The organism is Nocardiopsis protaetiae, assembly GCF_045446735.1.
In the GTDB taxonomy this organism is placed as follows: domain Bacteria; phylum Actinomycetota; class Actinomycetes; order Streptosporangiales; family Streptosporangiaceae; genus Nocardiopsis; species Nocardiopsis protaetiae.
Map to the genome: position 1 here is coordinate 1 of NZ_JBJJBV010000196.1, position 18,907 is coordinate 18,907.

Annotated in this window: 16 protein-coding genes, 1 tRNA gene and 1 pseudogene; 11 read left to right on the forward strand and 7 right to left on the reverse strand. The window is 71.9% G+C overall.

From position 1 onward, the window contains the following. Positions 1-262: 262 nt before the first annotated feature. Entirely contained in the window at positions 263-598 is a 336-nt protein-coding gene (locus ACJOT3_RS24925) for an FmdB family zinc ribbon protein (RefSeq protein ID WP_406975527.1), read from the reverse strand. A gap of 284 nt (positions 599-882) precedes the next feature. Beyond that, on the reverse strand, positions 883-1,494 hold the full coding sequence (locus ACJOT3_RS24930) for a 5-formyltetrahydrofolate cyclo-ligase (RefSeq protein WP_406975528.1): 612 nt from the start codon (positions 1,492-1,494) through the stop codon (positions 883-885). A gap of 138 nt (positions 1,495-1,632) precedes the next feature. On the opposite strand from ACJOT3_RS24930, the gene galU reads away from it, so the two are divergent. From galU to ACJOT3_RS24970, 8 genes and pseudogenes are all read left to right on the forward strand, one after another. Beyond that, positions 1,633-2,574, forward strand: a complete 942-nt coding sequence (gene galU, locus ACJOT3_RS24935; RefSeq protein ID WP_406975529.1) for a UTP--glucose-1-phosphate uridylyltransferase GalU — start codon at positions 1,633-1,635, stop codon at positions 2,572-2,574. Between the two features lie 123 nt (positions 2,575-2,697). Further along, positions 2,698-3,912: pseudogene (gene glp, locus ACJOT3_RS24940) on the forward strand (molybdotransferase-like divisome protein Glp); the annotation flags it as partial. Positions 3,913-4,054: 142 nt separating this feature from the next. Continuing rightward, on the forward strand, positions 4,055-4,558 hold the full coding sequence (moaC, locus tag ACJOT3_RS24945; RefSeq protein WP_406975541.1) for a cyclic pyranopterin monophosphate synthase MoaC: 504 nt from the start codon (positions 4,055-4,057) through the stop codon (positions 4,556-4,558). After that, complete coding sequence (locus ACJOT3_RS24950) at positions 4,548-5,063, forward strand: MogA/MoaB family molybdenum cofactor biosynthesis protein (protein ID WP_406975530.1); 516 nt, start codon at positions 4,548-4,550, stop codon at positions 5,061-5,063. Before moaC ends, ACJOT3_RS24950 begins: the two co-directional genes overlap by 11 nt. 208 nt (positions 5,064-5,271) lie before the next feature. Continuing rightward, positions 5,272-5,991, forward strand: coding sequence for a GNAT family N-acetyltransferase (locus tag ACJOT3_RS24955; protein ID WP_406975531.1), 720 nt, complete (start codon positions 5,272-5,274; stop codon positions 5,989-5,991). A gap of 392 nt (positions 5,992-6,383) precedes the next feature. Then, positions 6,384-6,980 carry a divisome protein SepX/GlpR gene (sepX, locus tag ACJOT3_RS24960; RefSeq protein WP_406975532.1) on the forward strand — a complete coding sequence of 199 codons (597 nt, stop codon included), beginning with the start codon at positions 6,384-6,386 and terminating at the stop codon, positions 6,978-6,980. 72 nt (positions 6,981-7,052) lie between these two features. Continuing rightward, a tRNA-Ala gene (locus ACJOT3_RS24965) sits at positions 7,053-7,126 on the forward strand. Positions 7,127-8,400: 1,274 nt separating this feature from the next. Next, positions 8,401-8,925 (forward strand): hypothetical protein, encoded by a 525-nt coding sequence (locus ACJOT3_RS24970; protein WP_406975533.1) that lies wholly within the window; start codon positions 8,401-8,403, stop codon positions 8,923-8,925. An 83-nt stretch (positions 8,926-9,008) separates the two neighbouring features. On the opposite strand, the gene ACJOT3_RS24975 is transcribed toward ACJOT3_RS24970, so the two are convergent. The 3 genes from ACJOT3_RS24975 to ACJOT3_RS24985 form a co-directional block, all read right to left on the reverse strand. Beyond that, complete coding sequence (locus ACJOT3_RS24975; RefSeq protein WP_406975534.1) at positions 9,009-9,323, reverse strand: sec-independent translocase; 315 nt, start codon at positions 9,321-9,323, stop codon at positions 9,009-9,011. Between the two features lie 243 nt (positions 9,324-9,566). Then, a complete protein-coding gene (locus tag ACJOT3_RS24980; RefSeq protein ID WP_073377082.1) occupies positions 9,567-9,773 on the reverse strand; it encodes a cold-shock protein in 207 nt (68 codons plus the stop codon). A gap of 299 nt (positions 9,774-10,072) precedes the next feature. Next, positions 10,073-11,725 (reverse strand): dolichyl-phosphate-mannose--protein mannosyltransferase, encoded by a 1,653-nt coding sequence (locus ACJOT3_RS24985; protein ID WP_406975535.1) that lies wholly within the window; start codon positions 11,723-11,725, stop codon positions 10,073-10,075. Positions 11,726-11,832: 107 nt separating this feature from the next. On the opposite strand from ACJOT3_RS24985, the gene rsmI reads away from it, so the two are divergent. Further along, positions 11,833-12,735 (forward strand): 16S rRNA (cytidine(1402)-2'-O)-methyltransferase, encoded by a 903-nt coding sequence (gene rsmI / locus ACJOT3_RS24990; RefSeq protein ID WP_406975536.1) that lies wholly within the window; start codon positions 11,833-11,835, stop codon positions 12,733-12,735. A gap of 77 nt (positions 12,736-12,812) precedes the next feature. Beyond that, positions 12,813-13,532 (forward strand): AIM24 family protein, encoded by a 720-nt coding sequence (locus ACJOT3_RS24995; RefSeq protein WP_406975537.1) that lies wholly within the window; start codon positions 12,813-12,815, stop codon positions 13,530-13,532. 76 nt (positions 13,533-13,608) lie between these two features. On the opposite strand, the gene secD is transcribed toward ACJOT3_RS24995, so the two are convergent. Together secD and ACJOT3_RS25005 are read right to left on the reverse strand one after the other, a co-directional pair. Continuing rightward, positions 13,609-16,284 carry a protein translocase subunit SecD gene (secD, locus tag ACJOT3_RS25000; RefSeq protein ID WP_406975538.1) on the reverse strand — a complete coding sequence of 892 codons (2,676 nt, stop codon included), beginning with the start codon at positions 16,282-16,284 and terminating at the stop codon, positions 13,609-13,611. Between the two features lie 91 nt (positions 16,285-16,375). Continuing rightward, on the reverse strand, positions 16,376-16,801 hold the full coding sequence (locus tag ACJOT3_RS25005; RefSeq protein ID WP_406975539.1) for a hypothetical protein: 426 nt from the start codon (positions 16,799-16,801) through the stop codon (positions 16,376-16,378). Between the two features lie 251 nt (positions 16,802-17,052). Between ACJOT3_RS25005 and metG the strand changes: the two genes are divergently transcribed. Further along, entirely contained in the window at positions 17,053-18,873 is a 1,821-nt protein-coding gene (metG, locus tag ACJOT3_RS25010) for a methionine--tRNA ligase (RefSeq protein ID WP_406975540.1), read from the forward strand. Positions 18,874-18,907 lie beyond the last annotated feature (34 nt).

Below are 18,907 nucleotides of genomic sequence, written 5' to 3' on the forward strand. Positions count from 1 at the left end.
GCGGCTCTTCGGCGGTCTCGCTCCGGGTGCCGTCGGCCCCCGGGCGCGCCGTGCCGATGACGGCTCGGTGTGGGGGTGTGCGGTCCCTCAGGGGCCTCGGTCAGAGTCGTGTCGGGCTTCGGGCGCATCACGCCGCCGACCGCTCTGCGGTGGGGGTATCGGTCCCTCAGCGGCCTCGGGCGGGGTGCCGCCGGGCCCCGGACGCGCCGCGCGCCGCCGAGGACTCGGCGGCGCGGAGGAAATCGGTCAACGGCCGGTGGCCTCAGCCACCGGTCGCGGCGGTGGTGGCGCTGCCGCTCGTGCTCTCGCTCTTGGCGGGGGCCGACGAGGAGGAGGCCTCCGAGCCCGCGGACTCGGTCTTGCCGGAGGCGGCGGGGGCGGTGGTGGTGCTGGAGCCGGTCAGGGAAGAGCTGTTGGAGGTCTTGCCGCTGTCGGTGCGGTAGAAGCCGGAGCCCTTGAAGACGATGCCCACGGCCGAGTAGACCTTGCGCAGTCGGCCCTCGCACTCGGGGCAGACGGTCAGGGCGTCGTCACTGAAGCTCTGCACGACCTCCATCTGGGCGCCGCACTCGGTGCACGCGTACTGGTACGTAGGCACTGTTCGGGTCCTCCTTGCTGGCACTCTCGCCCGTTGACTGCTAAATAGTACGCGCTCGACGACCGGGGCCGTGACAGTGGGGACACCGGTCGGGGGCGTCGTCAGTCGAGCCGGAGCGCGATCCTCCCTGACAACGCACCCCGGCGCCCGCTTAATCCCGCCGCCCCGGCACGCTCGACCCAGCGGCCGGTCTCATGGCACCGGCACGCCCCAGGGCGCCCGCGGTCCCGCCACCCCGGCCACCCCCGGTCCGGCCACCTGCGACCCTGCCACCCGAGCCCCGCTCACCCCCGGTCGGGCCACACCCCGCCGTCGAACACGTGCAGCCCCCCGCCCGGGGTCACCACCGCGTCCACCCGCAGGTCGTGCTCCTCGCCGGGCACCGCGTCCACGAACCCGTCGTCGTACACCACGGCGATCGCCGGGCAGTTCGGCCCGCGCAGCGCCAGCGCCCGGTCGTAGCACCCGGCGCCCCGGCCCAGCCGCCCTCCGGCACGGTCCACGGCCAGCGCCGGGCACACCACGGCGTCGGCGGTGGCCAGCGCCCCGACCCCGTAGCGGCGCCCGGTGGGCTCCATCAGCCCCAGGGCGGCGGGCTCCAGGCTCTGGGGGCCGTCGTAGGCCGCCCAGTCCAGGTTCCCGTCGGGCAGGAAGACCGGCAGCAGCACGTAGGTGCCCCGCTTCCACAGCGCCGCGACGAGCTTGCGGGTGTCCGGCTCGGTGCCCACCGAGTAGTAGCAGGCCACGGTCCCGCTCATGGCCAGCCACGGCAGCCCGGTGAGGGTGTCGCGCACGGCCGACCCGGCGCGTTCGCGCTCCCCGGGGTCCATCGCCCGGCGCGCCGCCAGGACGTCCCGCCGCATCCGCCGCTTCTCCGACCGTGTCGTCTCGTCCATGCGGCCAGTGTGCCAGCGCACCCCCGGTGAACGAGGGGTGGCTTTCGTCCTACTCGGGCCCGAAACCGCCGGGACTTCTCGACGCACGGAAGACCAAGGAGCATCGTGGCCGACCGGGGACTGCCTTAGAGTGCCGACATGAACGCCAGTGACCACCCCAACCCCGCTCCCACCCCCGTGACCAAGGCGGTCGTACCCGCGGCCGGCCTGGGGACCCGCTTCCTCCCGGCCACCAAGGCCACCCCCAAGGAGATGCTCCCGATCGTGGACAAGCCCGCGATCCAGTACGTCCTGGAGGAGGCCGTCGCCGCCGACCTGCACGACGTTCTCATGATCACGGGCCGCAACAAGCGCTCCATCGAGGACCACTTCGACCGGGCCTACGAGCTCGAAGAGGCCCTGGAGTCCAAGGGGGACGCCGAGCGGCTGCGTTCGGTCCGCGAGCCCAGCAACCTGGCGCAGGTCCACTACGTCCGGCAGGGGGAGCCGCGCGGCCTGGGGCACGCGGTGCTGTGCGCGGAGGCGCACGTGGGCGACAACCCGTTCGCGGTCCTGCTCGGCGACGACCTCATCGAGTCCGCCGACCTGCTGCGCCGCATGATCGAGGTCCGCCACAAGCACGGCGGCAGCGTGGTCGCGCTCATGGAGGTCGAGCCCGAGCAGGTCTCCCTCTACGGCTGCGCGGGCATCGAGCCCACCGACGAGGACGACGTCGTCGTGGTGACGGACCTGGTGGAGAAGCCCGCCCCGGAGCAGGCCCCCAGCCGCTGGGCGATCATCGGCCGCTACATCTGCGACCCGGAGGTCTTCCCGGTGCTGCACGAGACCCCGCCGGGCCGGGGCGGCGAGATCCAGCTCACCGACGCCCTGCGCGAGCTGGCCCGCCGCAAGCCCGAGGACGGCGGCACGGTCCGCGGCGTCCTGTTCCGCGGCCACCGCTACGACACCGGCAACAAGGCCGACTACATCCGCACCGTCGTGGACTTCGCCTGCCGCCGCCCGGACCTGGCCGACGAGCTGCTGCCGTGGCTGCGCGAGTTCGTCGACCGGAACGCCCCCGCGGGCGTCCCCGGGAAGTGACCCCTCCGGCCGTGTGACGCACGGACCGGGGGCGGGTTCGCGCCCGCAGCCCCGGCCCCGGCCACAATGGGGCGTGGGCGCCCGCGGGTGCCCGCATCCTGGCCGCGAATCGGAGGAGCCCCCGTGAAGAGCGTCGAACAGCACATCGCCGACATCCTGGCCGTGGTGGACGACCCCCGGCCGGTCGAGGTCGACCTGTTCCAGGCGCACGGCACCGTCCTGGCCGAGACGGTCGCCTCCCCTGTCTCCCTGCCGGGCTTCGACAACTCCTCCATGGACGGGTACGCCGTCCACGCCGCCGACCTGGCGGACGCCACCCCGCAGGCCCCGGTCCGGCTCCCGGTGGTCGCCGACATCGCCGCGGGCGACCCGTCCCCGGTGGCCGTCCGCCCCGGCATGTGCGCCCGCATCATGACCGGCGCGCCCCTGCCGGTCGGCGCCGACGCGGTCGTCCCGGTGGAGTGGACCGACGGCGACGCCGCCCGGGCCGCCTTCTCCCGGCCGGTCCGGGAGGGCAACGCGATCCGCCGGGCGGGCGGCGACATCGAGGCCGGAACGGTGGTGCTGGAACCCGGTGCGCGCATCGGCGCCGGGGAGATGGGCGTGCTGGCCGCCGTGGGCCGCCGCACCGTCCCGGTCTTCCCCCGCCCGCGCGTGGTGGTGCTCTCCACCGGCGAGGAACTCGTGGAGCCGGGCCGCCCGCTGGGCCCCGGCCAGATCTGGGAGTCCAACAGCTTCATGGTGGCGGCCGCCGCCCGGGACGCGGGCTGCGAGGTGCACCGCCACGGGTTCGTCGGCGACGACCCGGCCAAGGTCCTGGACACATTGGAGGGGCTGCTGGTCCGCGCCGACCTGGTCGTCACGACCGGCGGGGTGAGCATGGGCGCCTACGACGTGGTCAAGGAGGTGCTCAGCGCCCAGGGCACCGTCGAGTTCGCCCAGGTGGCGATGCAGCCGGGCAAGCCCCAGGGGTTCGGCGTCATCGGCCCGGACCGCACCCCGATCATCACCCTGCCGGGCAACCCGGTGAGCGCGTTCGTCTCCTTCCAGGTGCTGGTCCTGCCGGTGCTGCGCCGCCTGCGCGGCCTGCCGCCGACTCCGCTGGAGGGCGTCCGCGCCCGGCTGACCGCTCCGGTCGCCTCGCCGCCCGGGCGCCGCTCCTACCTGCGCGGGGTGCTGGCGCCCGCCGCCGCGGGCCGGGAGGCGGCGGTGACGCCGCTGACCCGGCAGGAGTCGCACCAGCTGACCGCGCTCACCACCACCAACGCGCTGATCGTCGTGCCCGAGGAGGTCACGGAGCTGCCGCCGGGGACGGTCGTGGAGACCCTGGTCCTGCCCGCCCCGCCCCGGTTCGGCCCCATCCGGGATCAGCCCCGGCCCGACCGCCGACGGGGTCCGTGGGACGGGCGGGGCCCGTGTGCCGTACCTTCGTGGAGGGCCCGGTGGGCCCGGCAGGCCACGGACACGGAGGACGGCGACGATGAGCGACACCCCACGGGCGGACGGGAACCCCGGAGGGCTCACCCACCTGGACGCGTCGGGGGCGGCGCGCATGGTCGACGTCTCCGCCAAGGACGTGAGCGCCCGCACCGCTACCGCCACCGGCCGCGTGCTGCTCAGCGCCGAGGCCGTCGCCGCGCTGCGCGGCGGCGGGGTGCCCAAGGGCGACGCCCTGGCGGTGGCGCGGATCGCCGGGATCCAGGGCGCCAAGCGCACCCCCGACCTCGTTCCGCTGTGCCACCCCATCGCCGTGCACGGTGTGGACGTGGAGCTGACCGTCGTCGACGAGGGCGTCGACATCCGGGCGACGGTCCGCACCGCCGACCGCACCGGGGTGGAGATGGAGGCGCTGACCAGCGTCATGACCGCCGCCCTGGGCCTGGTGGACATGGTCAAGGCCGTCGACCCCGAGGCCGAGGTCACCCGGGTCCGGGTGGAGGAGAAGACCGGCGGCAAGAAGGGCCACTGGAGGCGTGGTGAGTGACACCCCCGCCCGGCGCGTGGCCGTGGTGACGGCGTCCAACCGGGCGGCGGCGGGGGTGTACCCCGACCGCTCCGGGCCGGTGATCGCCGACCGGCTGCGGGCCCTGGGCTTCGAGCCGCTGGGCCCCTGGGTGGTGCCGGACGGCCCGCCGGTCGCCGCGGCGCTGGAGCGCGCGGTGCTCGAAGGGGCCGACGCGGTGCTGACCACCGGCGGCACCGGGGTGACCCCGCAGGACCTCACCCCCGAGGTGACCCGTGCCCTGCTCGCCTACGAGGTGCCCGGGATCGCCGAGGCGATCCGGGCCGCGGGCCGGGAGAAGGGCGTGCCCACCGCGATCCTCTCGCGCGGCCTGGCCGGGGTGATCGTGCGCGGTGACCGGCGGGTACTGGTGGTGAACCTGCCCGGTTCGCGGGGCGGGGCGAGTGACGGAATGGACGTTCTGGAGCCGGTTCTGGGCCATGCGCTGGACCAGTTGCGTGGCGAGGATCACCCGCGTTCCGAATGAACCGGGCAATGACGGGAATCACATCTCGGGCATTCCGTCCACGGAGAATTCCTTGACCTTGGCACTCCTTTCCGGTGAGGAACCAACGTCATTAGGGCCCATCCGTTTTCGGGCACAGGGTGACTCCCGACACGCCGTGCCCGAGGAGTGGAATACTGGAGTCCCCCGTCGGAGCCGGAACCCGGCGGGCGCCGGCGAAGGGACGGTCGTGAATCGCAGACAAGGGTGGCCCGTCACCCTGGGGGAGGGTCCGGTCGAGCTCCGGCCGCTCCGCCTCCGCGACGCCGCCGCCTTGCGCGACACCCGGGCCCGCAACGCCGAATGGCTGCGGCCCTGGGAGCCGACCTACCCGGAGATGCCGCTGCGCAGCACCGGACTGTCCCCCTACGTCGGCATGATCCAGGCCATCCGGCGGGAGGCCCGACAGGGCCTGTCCATGCCCTGGTCGGTGTACTACGAGGGCCGCTTCGTCGGGCAGCTGTCCGTCGGCGGCATCGTCTGGGGCTCGGCGCGATCGGCACAGGTGGGCTACTGGATCGACAGCGCGCACGCGGGTCTCGGGATCACCCCGACGGCCGTGGCCCTCGCCGTGGACCACGCCTTCTTCAAGGTCGGACTGCACCGGATCGAGGCCAACATCCGCCCCGAGAACCGGGCCAGCAGGCGCGTCGCGACCAAGCTGGGCTTCCGGGACGAGGGCGTGCGCAGACGCCAGCTCCACATCGACGGGGCCTGGCGGGACCACATCTGCTACGCGCTCACGGCCGAGGAGGTGCCGGACGGGCTGCTGCACCGGTGGCGCCTGGGCAGAGCCTCGGGGACTCCGCCGGAGTCCGATTCCGGTCCCGGTTCCCCATTGGGGCCACAGGACCCGAACGGCGGTGGAGATCCCCGCCATCCGGCGAGTCCGCGCCCCGGGCCGAACTGAACGTGGCACCATCACGGGTGTGACCGGAACTTAAACCTCTCTTTAACGACATTGATCAATTACTTTGCGTTGAATTGGCATTGCTCTGTGCAGTCACCCCCTGACCTGCACCGACGCTCAGCCGCCCCGGACGACCGAAACTGAGGGTCCACAATCTTGCGACACTCCGGTCAGAATGTGGCGCATTTATGGACACGGGGTCGTACCGTGCGGAACATAGACGCATTGACGATGCGGGCAGCGCGCGGATATGCCCGGGAGACCTCCCGGACAGGTCCGAGGTCGGGAACCACGTCCCCAGGACGGACGTTCCCCTCCCCGGACGGACCGCGCGGGGCGGTGTCGACGAAGTGTCGGACAACGTTCAGTGGCCGTCATCGTGAGGAGGGGTGATGAGCAGCTCTCCTCTGTACCTGGCCATCGTGGTCGTATGGCTCATCGTCCTCGTCCCCATGCTGCTGCGGAAGGACTCGGTGGACACCGTCCCCGACGACCCGCGGCGCGAGGACGAGGACACCGGGACCGAGGTGGACGCCGAGGTCCCCGAAGCCGAGGACGCCGAGGAGGACGGGGGCATCGAGGAGGAGGCGCCCGCCGCCGAGCCCGCGCCGCTCCCCGCCCCACCCGGCCGCGAACGCCGCTCCCGGGTCATCGCCCGCCGCCGCCGGCGCACCACCGCGCTGACCCTGCTCACCGTCGGCACGGCCGTCGCCGTCGCCTTCGGCCTGGGTCCCTGGTGGGTGACGCTGCCGCCGGTGCTCCTGCTCGGCGGACACCTCGTGCTCCTGCGCGAGGCCGCCAAGGCCGACGCCGAGCGCCGGGCCGCCGTCCTGGCGGCCCGCCGCCGCGCCGCCCTGCGCGCCCGCAGGCTGGCCGAGCAGCAGGAGCGCGAAGCCGAGCGCGAGGCGGAGATCATCGCCCTGCGCGACCGGCGCAGCCAGGTCTACGACCAGTACGCCGACGCCCGCTTGCGCGCCGCCGGGGACTGACCGCCCCGGGGGTGCTCCAGGAACCGGTTCGGAGCACCCCCGGAATCCTGCTAGGCTTACTCTCGTCTTCAAGGGGCTATGGCGCAGTCCGGTAGCGCACCTCGTTCGCATCGAGGGGGTCTGGGGTTCAAATCCCCATAGCTCCACCGAAGGTCAGAAGGCCCCTCCCGGGTTCGGGAGGGGCCTTCGTCGTGTCTCCCGGGGGATTTTCGGGGGGATTCCCGGGCCGCTCATGGCTTTGGAGGGGTCCGTCCGGCGGGGCCCGGGCGGGGCGGTCGGCGAGGGTCGGCGAGGTGCGCGTGCCGACGCCCAGGGCGGCCTCCAGGGCGTTCCGCGGGGTGTGGCCGTGCCGCAAGGCAGACATCGGCCACCGGCCCGGCAGGGAGCGGCCGGCGGCCACCGGGCCGCTGCGCCTGGGCGTACAGGACCGGTCCGCCGACCGAGCGGGGGGCCGTGCGCGGCACGGCCCCCCGGCGGGGCGGTCGGATATCCCCTCGGGCGGGGTGTCGATTCCGGACCGGAGCCCCGAGTGTCACCGGCGAAGCGGCTATCCCCTGTGCGGGGCCTCCTACTTTAGGGGTGCCCGCCGGGGTCCGTGCGGCCGTTCCCCGGACTCGTCCGCCGGAAAGCGGGTGACCTGGTGGTGGGGAGGGCGGGGTGTGCGGATTACCCCGGAAAGTGTCTGGCGATATACCGAGGTTTAGTGCGTCCATAAATGGTGGACGCGGTCCCGGGGATCCCCTGGTGCCCGAGAACCTCTGTCGCAAGGTGATCACGGAGAGTGCCAGATGGCCGGTGCCCTTCCCCGGTGGTGAGGGCGGGGTATCTCCGGGGGTTTATCGGAGTGCTCCCGATATTCAGGGAGAAGCTCTCGGAATTGTGTTCGGGGAGGCATCGTCGCGAAGAATTGAAAAATCCCTGATCGGTTACTCTCTGTGAAGTGGGGTGGGGTGATTTTGCCGTTGGTAGGTCCTGTTTTTGCAGGTCATCGGGGAGGGTGTGAGCTGCGATCGCGAACGCGGTACCGCTGAACTGGGGTTCCGGTGGTACTCACTTCGCTCGTTCGCTGCCCTTCCGTCCTTTCTGTCCTGATGCGTCATAAAATGATGAACATTGGGATGAGGGTCTTGTCGGAGGCGGTCGGGTGGTCCAAGGTGGTCCAGGGATGGGCTGAAACCACACGAAAGGTACATGCCATGATCAAGCAGACCTCGCGCTCCCAGGACACCAACGGTTGGTCCTGGCTCTAGATCGCGGTCAGCCCGGAGCCCGGTCGCCCGGTGGTACCCCTCACGGGGTCCGCACGGACGGCCGGGTCTTCTCATGCGCGGGGATTTGACACCGCCGGGCTCCGGGTAGGGGAGGGGCGAGAGCCCCCGGCCTCCAGGGCCGGACAGCGCCGACCGTGAAGGGGCGGACCGTGTCCGACTCCCCCCAGTACCCCGGTGGCCACCAGTACCCGGAGGGCCCCGAGCCCGTCGGAGGGTACGAGCCGCCGCCGCAACCACCCCGACCCCGCCCCGAGCCGCCCCCGCCGCCGGAGCCCGAACCGCGGCCCGTGGCGGCCGAGCGCTTCCGCCGCACCACCCCGGCCCGGCTGCGCGACATCCCCGCCGAACGCGGCCGCGGCCACTGGCGCCTGGCCACCGGGACGGTCCTGTACGTGATGGTCGTCGGCGGCATGGCCGACTACGTCGAGCCCTCCGTGCGGGCCGTCGCCCACCTGCTGTTCTGGGCGCTCATCGCGCTCGCCTTCGGCGTCACCGTGGCCCGCGAGCGCCGCAACGGCTGGTCGCCGGAGGCGCGCTGGCCCTGGGCGGCGGCCGCGATCGGCGGGGCGCTGGCCGCCGAGGTGCTCGTGCTGGCCTTCGGCTCGCCCGCCGTCATCGTCGGCTCGCTGATCCTGCTGGCGCTGGGGCTGTTCGTGCTGGTCCTGGCCGGGTGAGGCCGCCCGGGTGAGAGGGGGCGGGCCCCGCGCCGGTCAGGTGACCCGCACCGATCAGGCGAAAGGGGCCGGCCCCGCCCCGGTCAGGTCGCCTCGTCGTCGAAGGGAGGACGGCGGCCGTTGAGCCGGGCCGCGGGCTTGACCTGCGGCTCGTCCTCGCCCTCCTCCCAGAAGTGCTTCTGCACGAACCGCTTGGGGTTGAGGTCCTGGACCTCGAAGTCCTTGAACTCCGGCCCCAGGCCCTCCTTGATGTCCTTGGTGGCGGAGTTCGCCATGGTGCGCAGCTGGCGCAGCACCCGGCCCACCTGCTGGGCGGCCTTGGGGAGCTGGTCGGGACCGAAGATCAACAGCGCGAGCAGAAGGAGGACGATGAACTCTCCTCCGCTGATGTTGAACATGCACGATCCTCGTTCTCGGGATACCGACCGGCTTCAAGCAGGTTAACCGGTATCGGTGCGCTTGGGTAACCGTGCCCGGATCACAACGCGGACACCCGTGGAACACCCCCGGACACCCCGGGGAACACCCCCGGACGCGGTCGGCCCCCGCCCCTGGGGAAGGGACGGGGGCCGGGAGGTATGTGGAGGGAAACGCCCGCCTGGACGGTTCCGCCGGGTCACCGAGGACCCGCCACGATCTGTCTAGGCGATGGTACGGACGTCCGCGGCCTGCGGGCCCTTGGGGCCCTGGATGATGTCGAACTCGACCCGCTGGTCCTCTTCCAGGTTCCGGAAGCCGCTCCCCGAGATCGCCGAGTAGTGCACGAACACGTCGGGCTGGCCGCCCTCGACGGCGATGAACCCGAAACCCTTTTCAGAGTTGAACCACTTCACGGTGCCCTGAGCCATGTGCTCTCCCTTGGGGACTACAACGGGGCCGCACCCTGCTGGCCCCGGGTCGCCGGGCGCAGAAGTGAAGAGAACGGTCCCCCGCAAAAGCGCCCACGTGAAGTTCCGCGAGGCGCCTCGGGCATCCATGGAAACTACAACAGCAACCAGTTGCCGACAGTACCAGGGAGGGGGGTCCCCTGCCGAGACTTTCGGCGCGGGAATCCCCCCTCGCGGTGTGTCCTGTTTCGGCTACGCGAAAGCATTGATTTCTTTCCGCGCTGCCACTAATGGAGAACGCGACCGTTCTCCCCCGCAGGTCACGTCAGTGCGTCGCGCCCGTAGATCCACACCCGGAACCACAGCCGTTCCTCCCACAGCTCCTTGTCCAGCGGATAGGCGGCCAGCACCGGGTACAGGTACGCGAAGTGCGCGATGATCAACAGCATCACCACGCCGAACACGATTCCGCCCAGCGCCCGCAGATACGGCGAGAAGCGCGGGCTCTCCTCCCCGGCGCCCATCACCAGGCCCAGCATGAGCACGATCGCCAGCACCAGGAACGGCAGCATCGGCAGCGCGTAGAACAGGAACATGGGGCGGTCGGGGAACGCGAACCACGGCAGCCAGCCCGCGGCCACGCCCAGCAGCACGGCCCCGGCCCGCCAGTCGCGGAAGGTGACCCACCAGCCCACCAGCACGGTGAGGGCGAGGATGGACAGCCACCAGATGACCGGGGTCCCCAGGGAGACGATCGAGGTCACGCAGTCGCCGCTCGTGCAGCCCACGGCCTCGCCGTTGTAGTGGAACATCACCGGCATGCGCATGATGATCCACTCCCACGGCTGGGAGATGTAGGTGTGGTCGCTGCTGAGGTTCTCGTGGAAGCCCATTATGCGCGTGTGGTAGTACCACAGGCTGTACAGGGCCTCCCAGGGCGCGGCCAGGAACCCGGGCAGGAAGTCCGGGGCCAGGCCGTCGGCGTGGTCCCGGTAGTAGCCGCCCCGGGTGAACAGCCAGCCCGACCACGACACCACGTAGACGACCGCGGCCACCACCACGGTCTGCACGAACGCCGGGACCGCGTCGAAGCCGAGCCACCGCAGCCCCGGCCGGTTCTGGCCGGCGCTGCTGCGCGCCCCGTAGTCCCACGCCACGGTGAGCAGGCCGAACGCGGCGATGAAGAACAGGGCCGACCACTTGGTCCCCACCGCGAGACCGAAGCACAGCCCGGCGGCCAGCCGCCACCAGCGCATCCCCAGCCAGCCGACGGTGGCCACGTCCACCCCGGCCTCGGCCAGCCGCGCCAGCCGCTCCCTGGTCTTGTCCCGGTCGACCACCAGGCACGCGAACCCGGCCAGGATCCACAGGGTGAGGAAGATGTCGAGCATGGCGACGCGGCTCAGCGTGAAGTGCAGGCCGTCCAGCGCCAGGATCACGCCGGCGGTGCAGCCCAGCAGCACCGAGCGGGTCATCCTGGTGGCCACCCGGACCAGGATGAGGACCGAGGCGACGCCGGCCAGGACCGCGGCGAACCGCCACGCCTCGGGGGTCATCGACTCGCCGAACGGCAGTGCCCCCCACAGCAGGTCGCCCAGTGCGATCATCCACTTGCCGACCGGCGGGTGGACGATGAAGTCGCCGCCCCCGGTGAAGATGTCCGACGCGGTGGCGCCGTTCTGGAGCAGGCTGTCGGCCGGGACGGGCTCCTCGACGGTCTCGTGTTCGTAGCCGTAGTTCAGGAGGCCGTAGGCGTCCTTGGCGTAGTACGTCTCGTCGAAGTAGATCCGGGCGGGTTCTCCGAAGCCGACGAACCGCAGGGCGCCGGCGAAGGCGGCGACGAGGACGGCGCCCAGCCAGGCGATCCACGCCGGGGTCGGGTCGACGGGCAGGAACCGGGCACGCAGGGGCGAGGGGCGTGGGGGAGCGGGTGGGGTCGGCTCGACCTCGGAGGAAAGTGCGGTGGTGGTCATCTCGGCTCGTAGGTTGGGGTCGGAGAGGGTCGGGTCCCTTTGCGGACGGACCGTGAGACAGGTTTCGGGTGGCGTGATAGACGCCACCGTAGCGTGACAGGACGGGGATGACAGTGGTTGAGGGCGATGGCAAGCGGCGGGTCGGAACGCTGACCCTGGCCGGGCTCCCCATCGGCAACCTTGAGGACGCACCGCCCAGGCTACTGCGCGCCCTGGAGGAGGCCCGGGTCATCGCTGCGGAGGACACCCGCAGGCTACGCCAGTTCGCCACCCGCGCCGGTGTGCGTCCCGGCGGCGCCGAGGGTGCCCGGGTCGTGTCCTACTACGACGCCAACGAGAGCCGCCGCACCGACGAGCTGCTCACCGACCTGCGCGAGGGCAGGGACGTCCTGGTCGTCACCGACGCGGGCATGCCCGGGGTGTCCGACCCCGGGTACCGGCTGGCCGCCGCCTGCGCGGCCGAGGACATCCCGGTGACGGCCGTGCCCGGGCCCTCGGCGGTGACCACCGCCCTGGTGGTCTCCGGCCTGCCCACCGACCGATTCTGTTTCGAGGGCTTCCCCCCGCGCAAGGGGCTGGCGGGGTATCTCGCCGAGCTGGCGGCCGAACGGCGCACCATGGTGTTCTTCGAGAGCCCGCACCGGGTGGCCGCCACCCTGGCGGCGATGGCGGAGGCGTTCGGTCCCGACCGCCGCGCGGCGGTCTGCCGGGAGCTCACCAAGACCTACGAGGAGGTGCGCCGCGGCGGGCTGGCCGAGCTGGCCGCCTGGGCGGCCGAGGGGGTCAGAGGCGAGATCTCCGTGGTGGTCGAGGGGGCCCGGCCCGCGGGCGGGGCGGCCACCGACGCCGACCTGCTGGCCGCGGTGCACGCCCTGGAGGAGGAGGGCGCCCGCCGCAAGGACGCGATCGCCCGGGTGGCCAAGGAGGCGGGTGTGCCCAAGCGCCGTGTCTACGACCTCGTGCACGGGGTCGGCGGCGACGCCGGTGACGGCGGCGACGGCGGGGAATGAGGGCGCCGTGTCCGGGAACCTTTCCCCGGACGACGCGTCCAACCAGGCGGAACACGGCTCATGACGAGGAGACCAGAATGCGCAGCCAGCTCTTCCAGCAGGCCCAGGAGATCAGCCAGCCGGGGATGCACCTCCAGAACCACAAGATGCTCCGGGTCGGCTTGGGAGAGGACAGCGCGCGAAGCGCATCCGTTGATGGTGGTGGAGGGCGACGGGCGGGCGGGGAGTTCTACGCGCGCCAGGGCGCCATGGTCGCCTACCAGGGCCAGGTGGACTTCGACTACCAGGGCGCGGGCAGCGTCGGCCGGTTCCTCAAGAAGGCGTTCACCGGCGAGGGCATGCCCCTGATGAAGGTGAGCGGCCGCGGCGACGTCTTCCTGGCCCGCGACGCCTGGGACATCCACCTCATCGACCTGGAGGGCCAGGACTCCATCACCGTCAACGGCGACAACGTGCTGGCCTTCGAGCCGGGCCTGGCCTGGGACATCAAGCGCGTCCAGGGCGCCGGGATGGCCGCGGGCGGGCTGTTCAACACCACGTTCACCGGGCAGGGGCGGATCGCCATCGCCTGCCACGGCACCCCGGTGCTGCTCAACATCGACCAGCCGACCTTCGTCGACACCGACTCCGCCGTCGCCTGGTCCAGCTCGCTCCGGACCGGGGTGCGCCGCACCATGAAGGCGGGGGCGCTCATCGGCCGCGGCAGCGGCGAGGCGTTCCAGCTGTCCCTGGAGGGCCAGGGCTTCGTCCTGGTGCAGGCCTCCGAGGGAGCGCCGGTCCCGGTCCAGACGGGCTGACCGCCGCCGAACGCGGGAAGGGCCCCGGAACCTCGGTTCCGGGGCCCTTCCGTGTCCCACGACGCGCGGACGGCCGCTAGACGACGGCGCCGTCGTCGGCCTCGCGGGCCGCCTTGGCGGCGACGCGCTGCTTGGCCTTGCGCTCCTTGATGACGTGCGGCGGCGGGGTCTTGTCCCACTTCTGCAGCCACACGGCCAGCGGCACGGCGACGAACATCGTCGACACCACACCCGTGGTCAGACCGACCAGCATCGCGATGGAGAAGTCCTGGAGCGAGGACCCGCCGAAGAAGGTCAGGAAGCCCAGGATGATCCACGCGCCGACCGTCGTGTTGACGGTACGGGGCAGGGTGTTGATGATCGCCCGGTTGGCGATGTCCCTGAACGACGACTTCTCGTCGCGCGCCCACTCGTCCCGGACGCGGTCGAACACCACGACCGCGTCGTTGACGGTGAAGCCGATGACGCTCAGGATCGCGGCGAGGAACACGCCGTCGATCGGCTTGCCCAGCCAGACGAACAGGCCGATCACCAGCAGCATGTTGAACGCCAGCGACAGCATCGTCGAGACGCCGAACGACCAGCGGAAGCGCCAGGCCAGGTAGATCATCTGCAGGGCCAGCGCCGCACCCAGCGCGATGAGCGCCCGGTTGCGCAGCTCATCGCCCATGCTCGGGCCGATGAGCTCGTCGCTCACCAGCTCGACGCCGCCGGTCTCCTCCGCCAGCGCCTCGGTGATCGCCGCCGCGTCGGTGTCGCTGAGCTGGCCGGTGCGCACGGAGATGTCGCCGTCGCCGGCCTCCTGCACCACGGCCGTGTCCGAACCCGCGAAGCCCAGGTCGGAGACGATCGCGCGGGCCTCGTCCACGCTCACGTCGGTGTCCCCGGTGATCGCGTATTCGAGGACCCGGCCGCCGGTGAACTCCACGCCCAGGTTGACGTTCTGCACGACCGGGGCGACCAGGGCGGCCACCACCAGCACACCCGCGACGATGAGCCCCTTGGCGCGGTGCTTCATGATGTCGGGGTTCTTCTTGACCAGCCAGGTGCGGACCGGGCCGATCCGGTCCAGGCCGCTGACGGCCGGGTGCTTGCGGATGATGGAGCGGCGCACCGCCCACTCCACGAACACGCGGGCGATGACCAGCGCCGAGAACATCGACACGATGGTGCCGATGCTCAGGGTGACGCCGAAGCCCTGCACGGTGCCCGAGGCCAGGAAGAACAGCAGACCGGCGGCGAGCAGCGTGGTGACGTTGGTGTCGAGCACCGCGCTCCACGCCTTGCGGGTGCCCTCCACGAAGGACTTCTCCAGGCTCGGCGGCACGGCGCGGCGGCGGCGGCGGGCCAGGGCGCCGCCGGACTTGCCGTTGTCGTCGCCGTCCTTCATCCCGGAGGCGCGGTTGGCCTTGTACACCGCCTGCTGGCGCTGGTACTCCTCGCGGGCGCGCTCGAAGATCAGCACGTTGGCGTCGATGGCCATACCGATCGAGAGCACGAAGCCCGCCAGGCCGGGCAGGGTGAGCGTCGCCCCCAGCGCGACCAGCACGCCGTAGGCGATCAGTGTGTAGAACGCCAGGGCCAGCGACGCCAGGAAGCCGACCAGGCGGTAGGCCAGGGTGATGTACAGGGCGGTGAAGGCGATGCCCAGCAGCGCCGCGATCGCGCTGGCCTGGATGGCCTCGGCGCCCAGGGTCGGGCCGACCGTCTGGCGCTGGACCTCGGTCACCGGCAGCGGCAGGGAGCCGCCCTCGATGAGGACGGCCAGCTCGTTGGCGCTCTCACTGTTGAAGGTGGGGCTGGTGATCGTGGTCTGGCCACCGGACATACCGACCTCGCAGCCGATGTCCGGGTTCACCTCCGGGGCGGAGATGATCTGGTTGTCCAGCACGATCGCCACCCGGCGGCGCGGGTCGCCCTGCGGGTAGCAGGCGGCCTGCGCGGTCAACTGCTTCCACTGGTCGCGGCCCTCGCCGCGGAAGCTGACGTTGACCGTCCACTGGGCGCGGTTGACGCTGTCGAGCGCGGCGTCGGCGCTGGACACCCGGTCGCCCTTGATGGCGGTCTCGCCGAGCTGGAGGTTGGTGCCGTCGGAGTCCGGGAGCGTCATGACGACGTCCTCGGGGTTCTCGGCGCTGGGGCCGGCCTGGCCGGGCTGCTGGCCCTGGCCGCCGCCCATGCCGCTGAGCAGCTCCTGGAGCTCCTCGTCGGTCATGCCGCCGGTGCCGTCCTCGCCGCCTTCGGCACCCTCGGCGCCCTCCTCGGCGGGGGCGTCCTCGGTGTCCCGCGGGGCGCGGGCCTCGTCGGCCTCGCCCTCGGGCGCGTTGGCGAAGTCGCCGGGCGCCTGGACGCCCTGGCCGCCGGCCTGGCCCACACCCAGCACGGGGTGGAAGGACAGCTGCGCGGTCTGGCCGACGATCTGGGCCGCCTCGGCGGGGTCCTGCACGCCGGGGAGCTCCACGATGATGCGGTTCTCACCGGAGCGGGACATGGTCGCCTCGGCCACGCCGAGGCGGTCGATGCGCTGGCGCAGCACCTCGACGACCTGGTCGGTGTTCTCCGAGTTGGCCGGGGTGCCGTCGGGGCCGTCCTGGGTCTCCAGGACGATCTGGGTACCGCCGCTCAGGTCGAGGCCCAGGCGGGGTGGGATGAACCAAGCCGCGCCGAAGGCGACGGCGATCACGAGCAGGGAGATGAGGGCGCGCGACCAGCGCGCCCCCGCTCCCGTCGAAGTCGATGTGGACGTGGCCAAGGGGTCGTTACCTCTCACTGCGAAAAAGCCGATGGAGATCCGGACGCGCTGCGGGCACGGGGGCCGGGGGATGCGGCGTCCGGGGATGGGATCAGGACGGGAGCGCGGTGAGAGGCGGGGCCCGGGTCGGCGGCAGGTCCCGCGGAACCCCCTGCTCGGGCACCGGTTCGGCGCTCGGCGGGTCGGCGGGCCACCAGGGCTGGTCCCAGGAGGCCAGGCTCAGGACGGGGACGGGCAGCGCGTCGGGCAGGTCGCGTGCCCCGGACCTGGTGTCACAGGTCGAGGGCGGCGGGCCGACGGTGACCCGGTGGTCGCCGTCCCCGGCCTGCTCCACCCGGTCGTGCCCGGTCTCGGCGTCCGCCGGGCGGGGGGCGCTGGCCACCCCGTAGGAGGGCAGGGCCGGCAGCGCGGGCTCGCCCGCGCTGATCCCGGGCACCGAGAACACGACGAGCAGGGCCACCCCCGCCACCAGCGGGGCGGCCAGAACACGGTGGGCCAGGGCGCGGTGCTTCGGCACGCGCCGGTCGAGAACGCGGCGGGCCCGGGCACGGACGGCACGGGTCAGGGCACGGGGAGCCGTGGTGACCACCGCCTCAGGTTCGGGAGCGCCGCCGGGCGCCGAGTCGCATGCGTCACAATGCGCGCGTGTTCGTCCAGCAGAGCATACGGGTACCCGTGGTCCCCGGGGAATCTCCCGTCCCGGAGTACGCGCCCGTGGCACCCGCAATGGAGTGCGTGTCAGGCCGCCGTCGGCTTTAGGCTTAGGGCATGTCGTCGAATCGTCACATCCTGACCGCGGTCGCTTGGCCTTACACCAACGGACCGCGCCACATCGGTCACGTGTCCGGCTTCGGAGTCCCCTCCGACGTCTTCTCGCGCTTCCAGCGAATGTCGGGCAACAACGTGCTGATGGTCAGCGGCACCGACGAGCACGGCACCCCCATCCAGGTCCTGGCGGACCAGGAGGGCGTCACCGCCCGCGAGCTGGCCGACCACTACAACCGGGTGATCGCCGAGGACCTGGTCGCCCTGGGCCTGTCCTACGACCTGTTCACCCGCACCACCACGGGCAACCACTACTCCGTGGTGCAGAAGCTCTTCACCACGCTGTACGACAACGGCTACGTCTTCGCCCGCACCACCAAGGGCGCCATCTCCCCGTCCACGGGGCGCACCCTGCCGGACCGCTACATCGAGGGCATCTGCCCGATCTGCGGCTACGACGGCGCCCGCGGCGACCAGTGCGACAACTGCGGCAACCAGCTGGACCCGATCGACCTCATCTCGCCGCGCTCCAAGATCAACGGCGAGACCCCGGAGTTCGTGGACAGCGAGCACTTCATGCTCGACCTGCCCGCGTTCGCCTCGGTGCTGGGGGAGTGGCTCAAGGGCAAGGAGGGCGACTGGCGCCCCAACGTCCTCAAGTTCTCCGTGAACCTGCTGGACGACCTCCAGCCGCGCGCGGTCACCCGCGACCTGGACTGGGGTGTGCCGATCCCGCTGGACGGGTGGAGCGACAACGCCAACAAGCGGCTGTACGTGTGGTTCGACGCCGTCATCGGCTACCTGTCGGCGTCCATCGAGTGGGCCGAGCGCACCGGCGACCCCGAGGCGTGGCGCCGCTGGTGGCAGGGGGAGGAGCCGGAGTCCTTCTACTTCATGGGCAAGGACAACATCGTCTTCCACTCGGTGATCTGGCCCGCCATCCTGCTGGGCGCGAGCGGCGGGGGCGACCGGGGCGGCGAGCCCGGCCCGCTGGGCGCGCTGAACGTGCCCACCGAGGTGGTCTCCAGCGAGTTCCTCACCATGGAGGGGCGCAAGTTCTCCTCCTCGCGCCGCGTGGTCATCTACGTGCGCGACTTCCTGGAGCGCTACTCCGCCGACGCGCTGCGGTACTACATCATGGCCGCCGGGCCCGAGACCCAGGACACCGACTTCACCTGGGCCGAGTTCGTGCGCCGCAACAACGACGAGCTGGTGGCGGCCTGGGGCAACCTGGTCAACCGCTCCATCTCCATGGCGGCCAAGAACCTCGGTGAGATCCCCGCGGCGGGAGAGCTCACCGACGAGGACCGCCGGGTGCTGGAGGCGTCCCGGGCCGCGTTCGGCACCGTCGGCGCCCGCCTGGAGCGCTCGCAGTTCAAGGCGGGGCTCCAGGAGGCGATGCGGACCGTCGCCGAGGCCAACAAGTACATCTCCGAGCAGGCGCCGTGGGCGCTGAAGAAGACCGACCCGGAGCGGATGGCCACCGTGCTGCACGTGGCGCTCCAGCTGGTCCAGGACGCCAACACCCTGCTCACGCCGTTCCTGCCGGAGTCGGCCAACAAGGTGTACGCGATGCTGGGCGGCGAGGGCACCTGGACGGGCATGCCCCGTCTGGAGACCGGCCACGACACCATCGGCGGCTCGGCGGAGAAGGTGGACTACCCGGTCATCACCGGTGACTACGCCGGCAACGCCGCCCGCTGGGAGTCCCTGCCGATCGTGCCGGGCACCCCGCTGGGCCGCCCCGAGCCGCTGTTCGCCAAGCTCGACCCGTCCGTGGTGGACGAGGAGCTGGCCCGCCTGGAGGGCGGCGCCGCCGAGTAGGGCGCGCAGCGAAAAAAAGAACAAGGACATACCG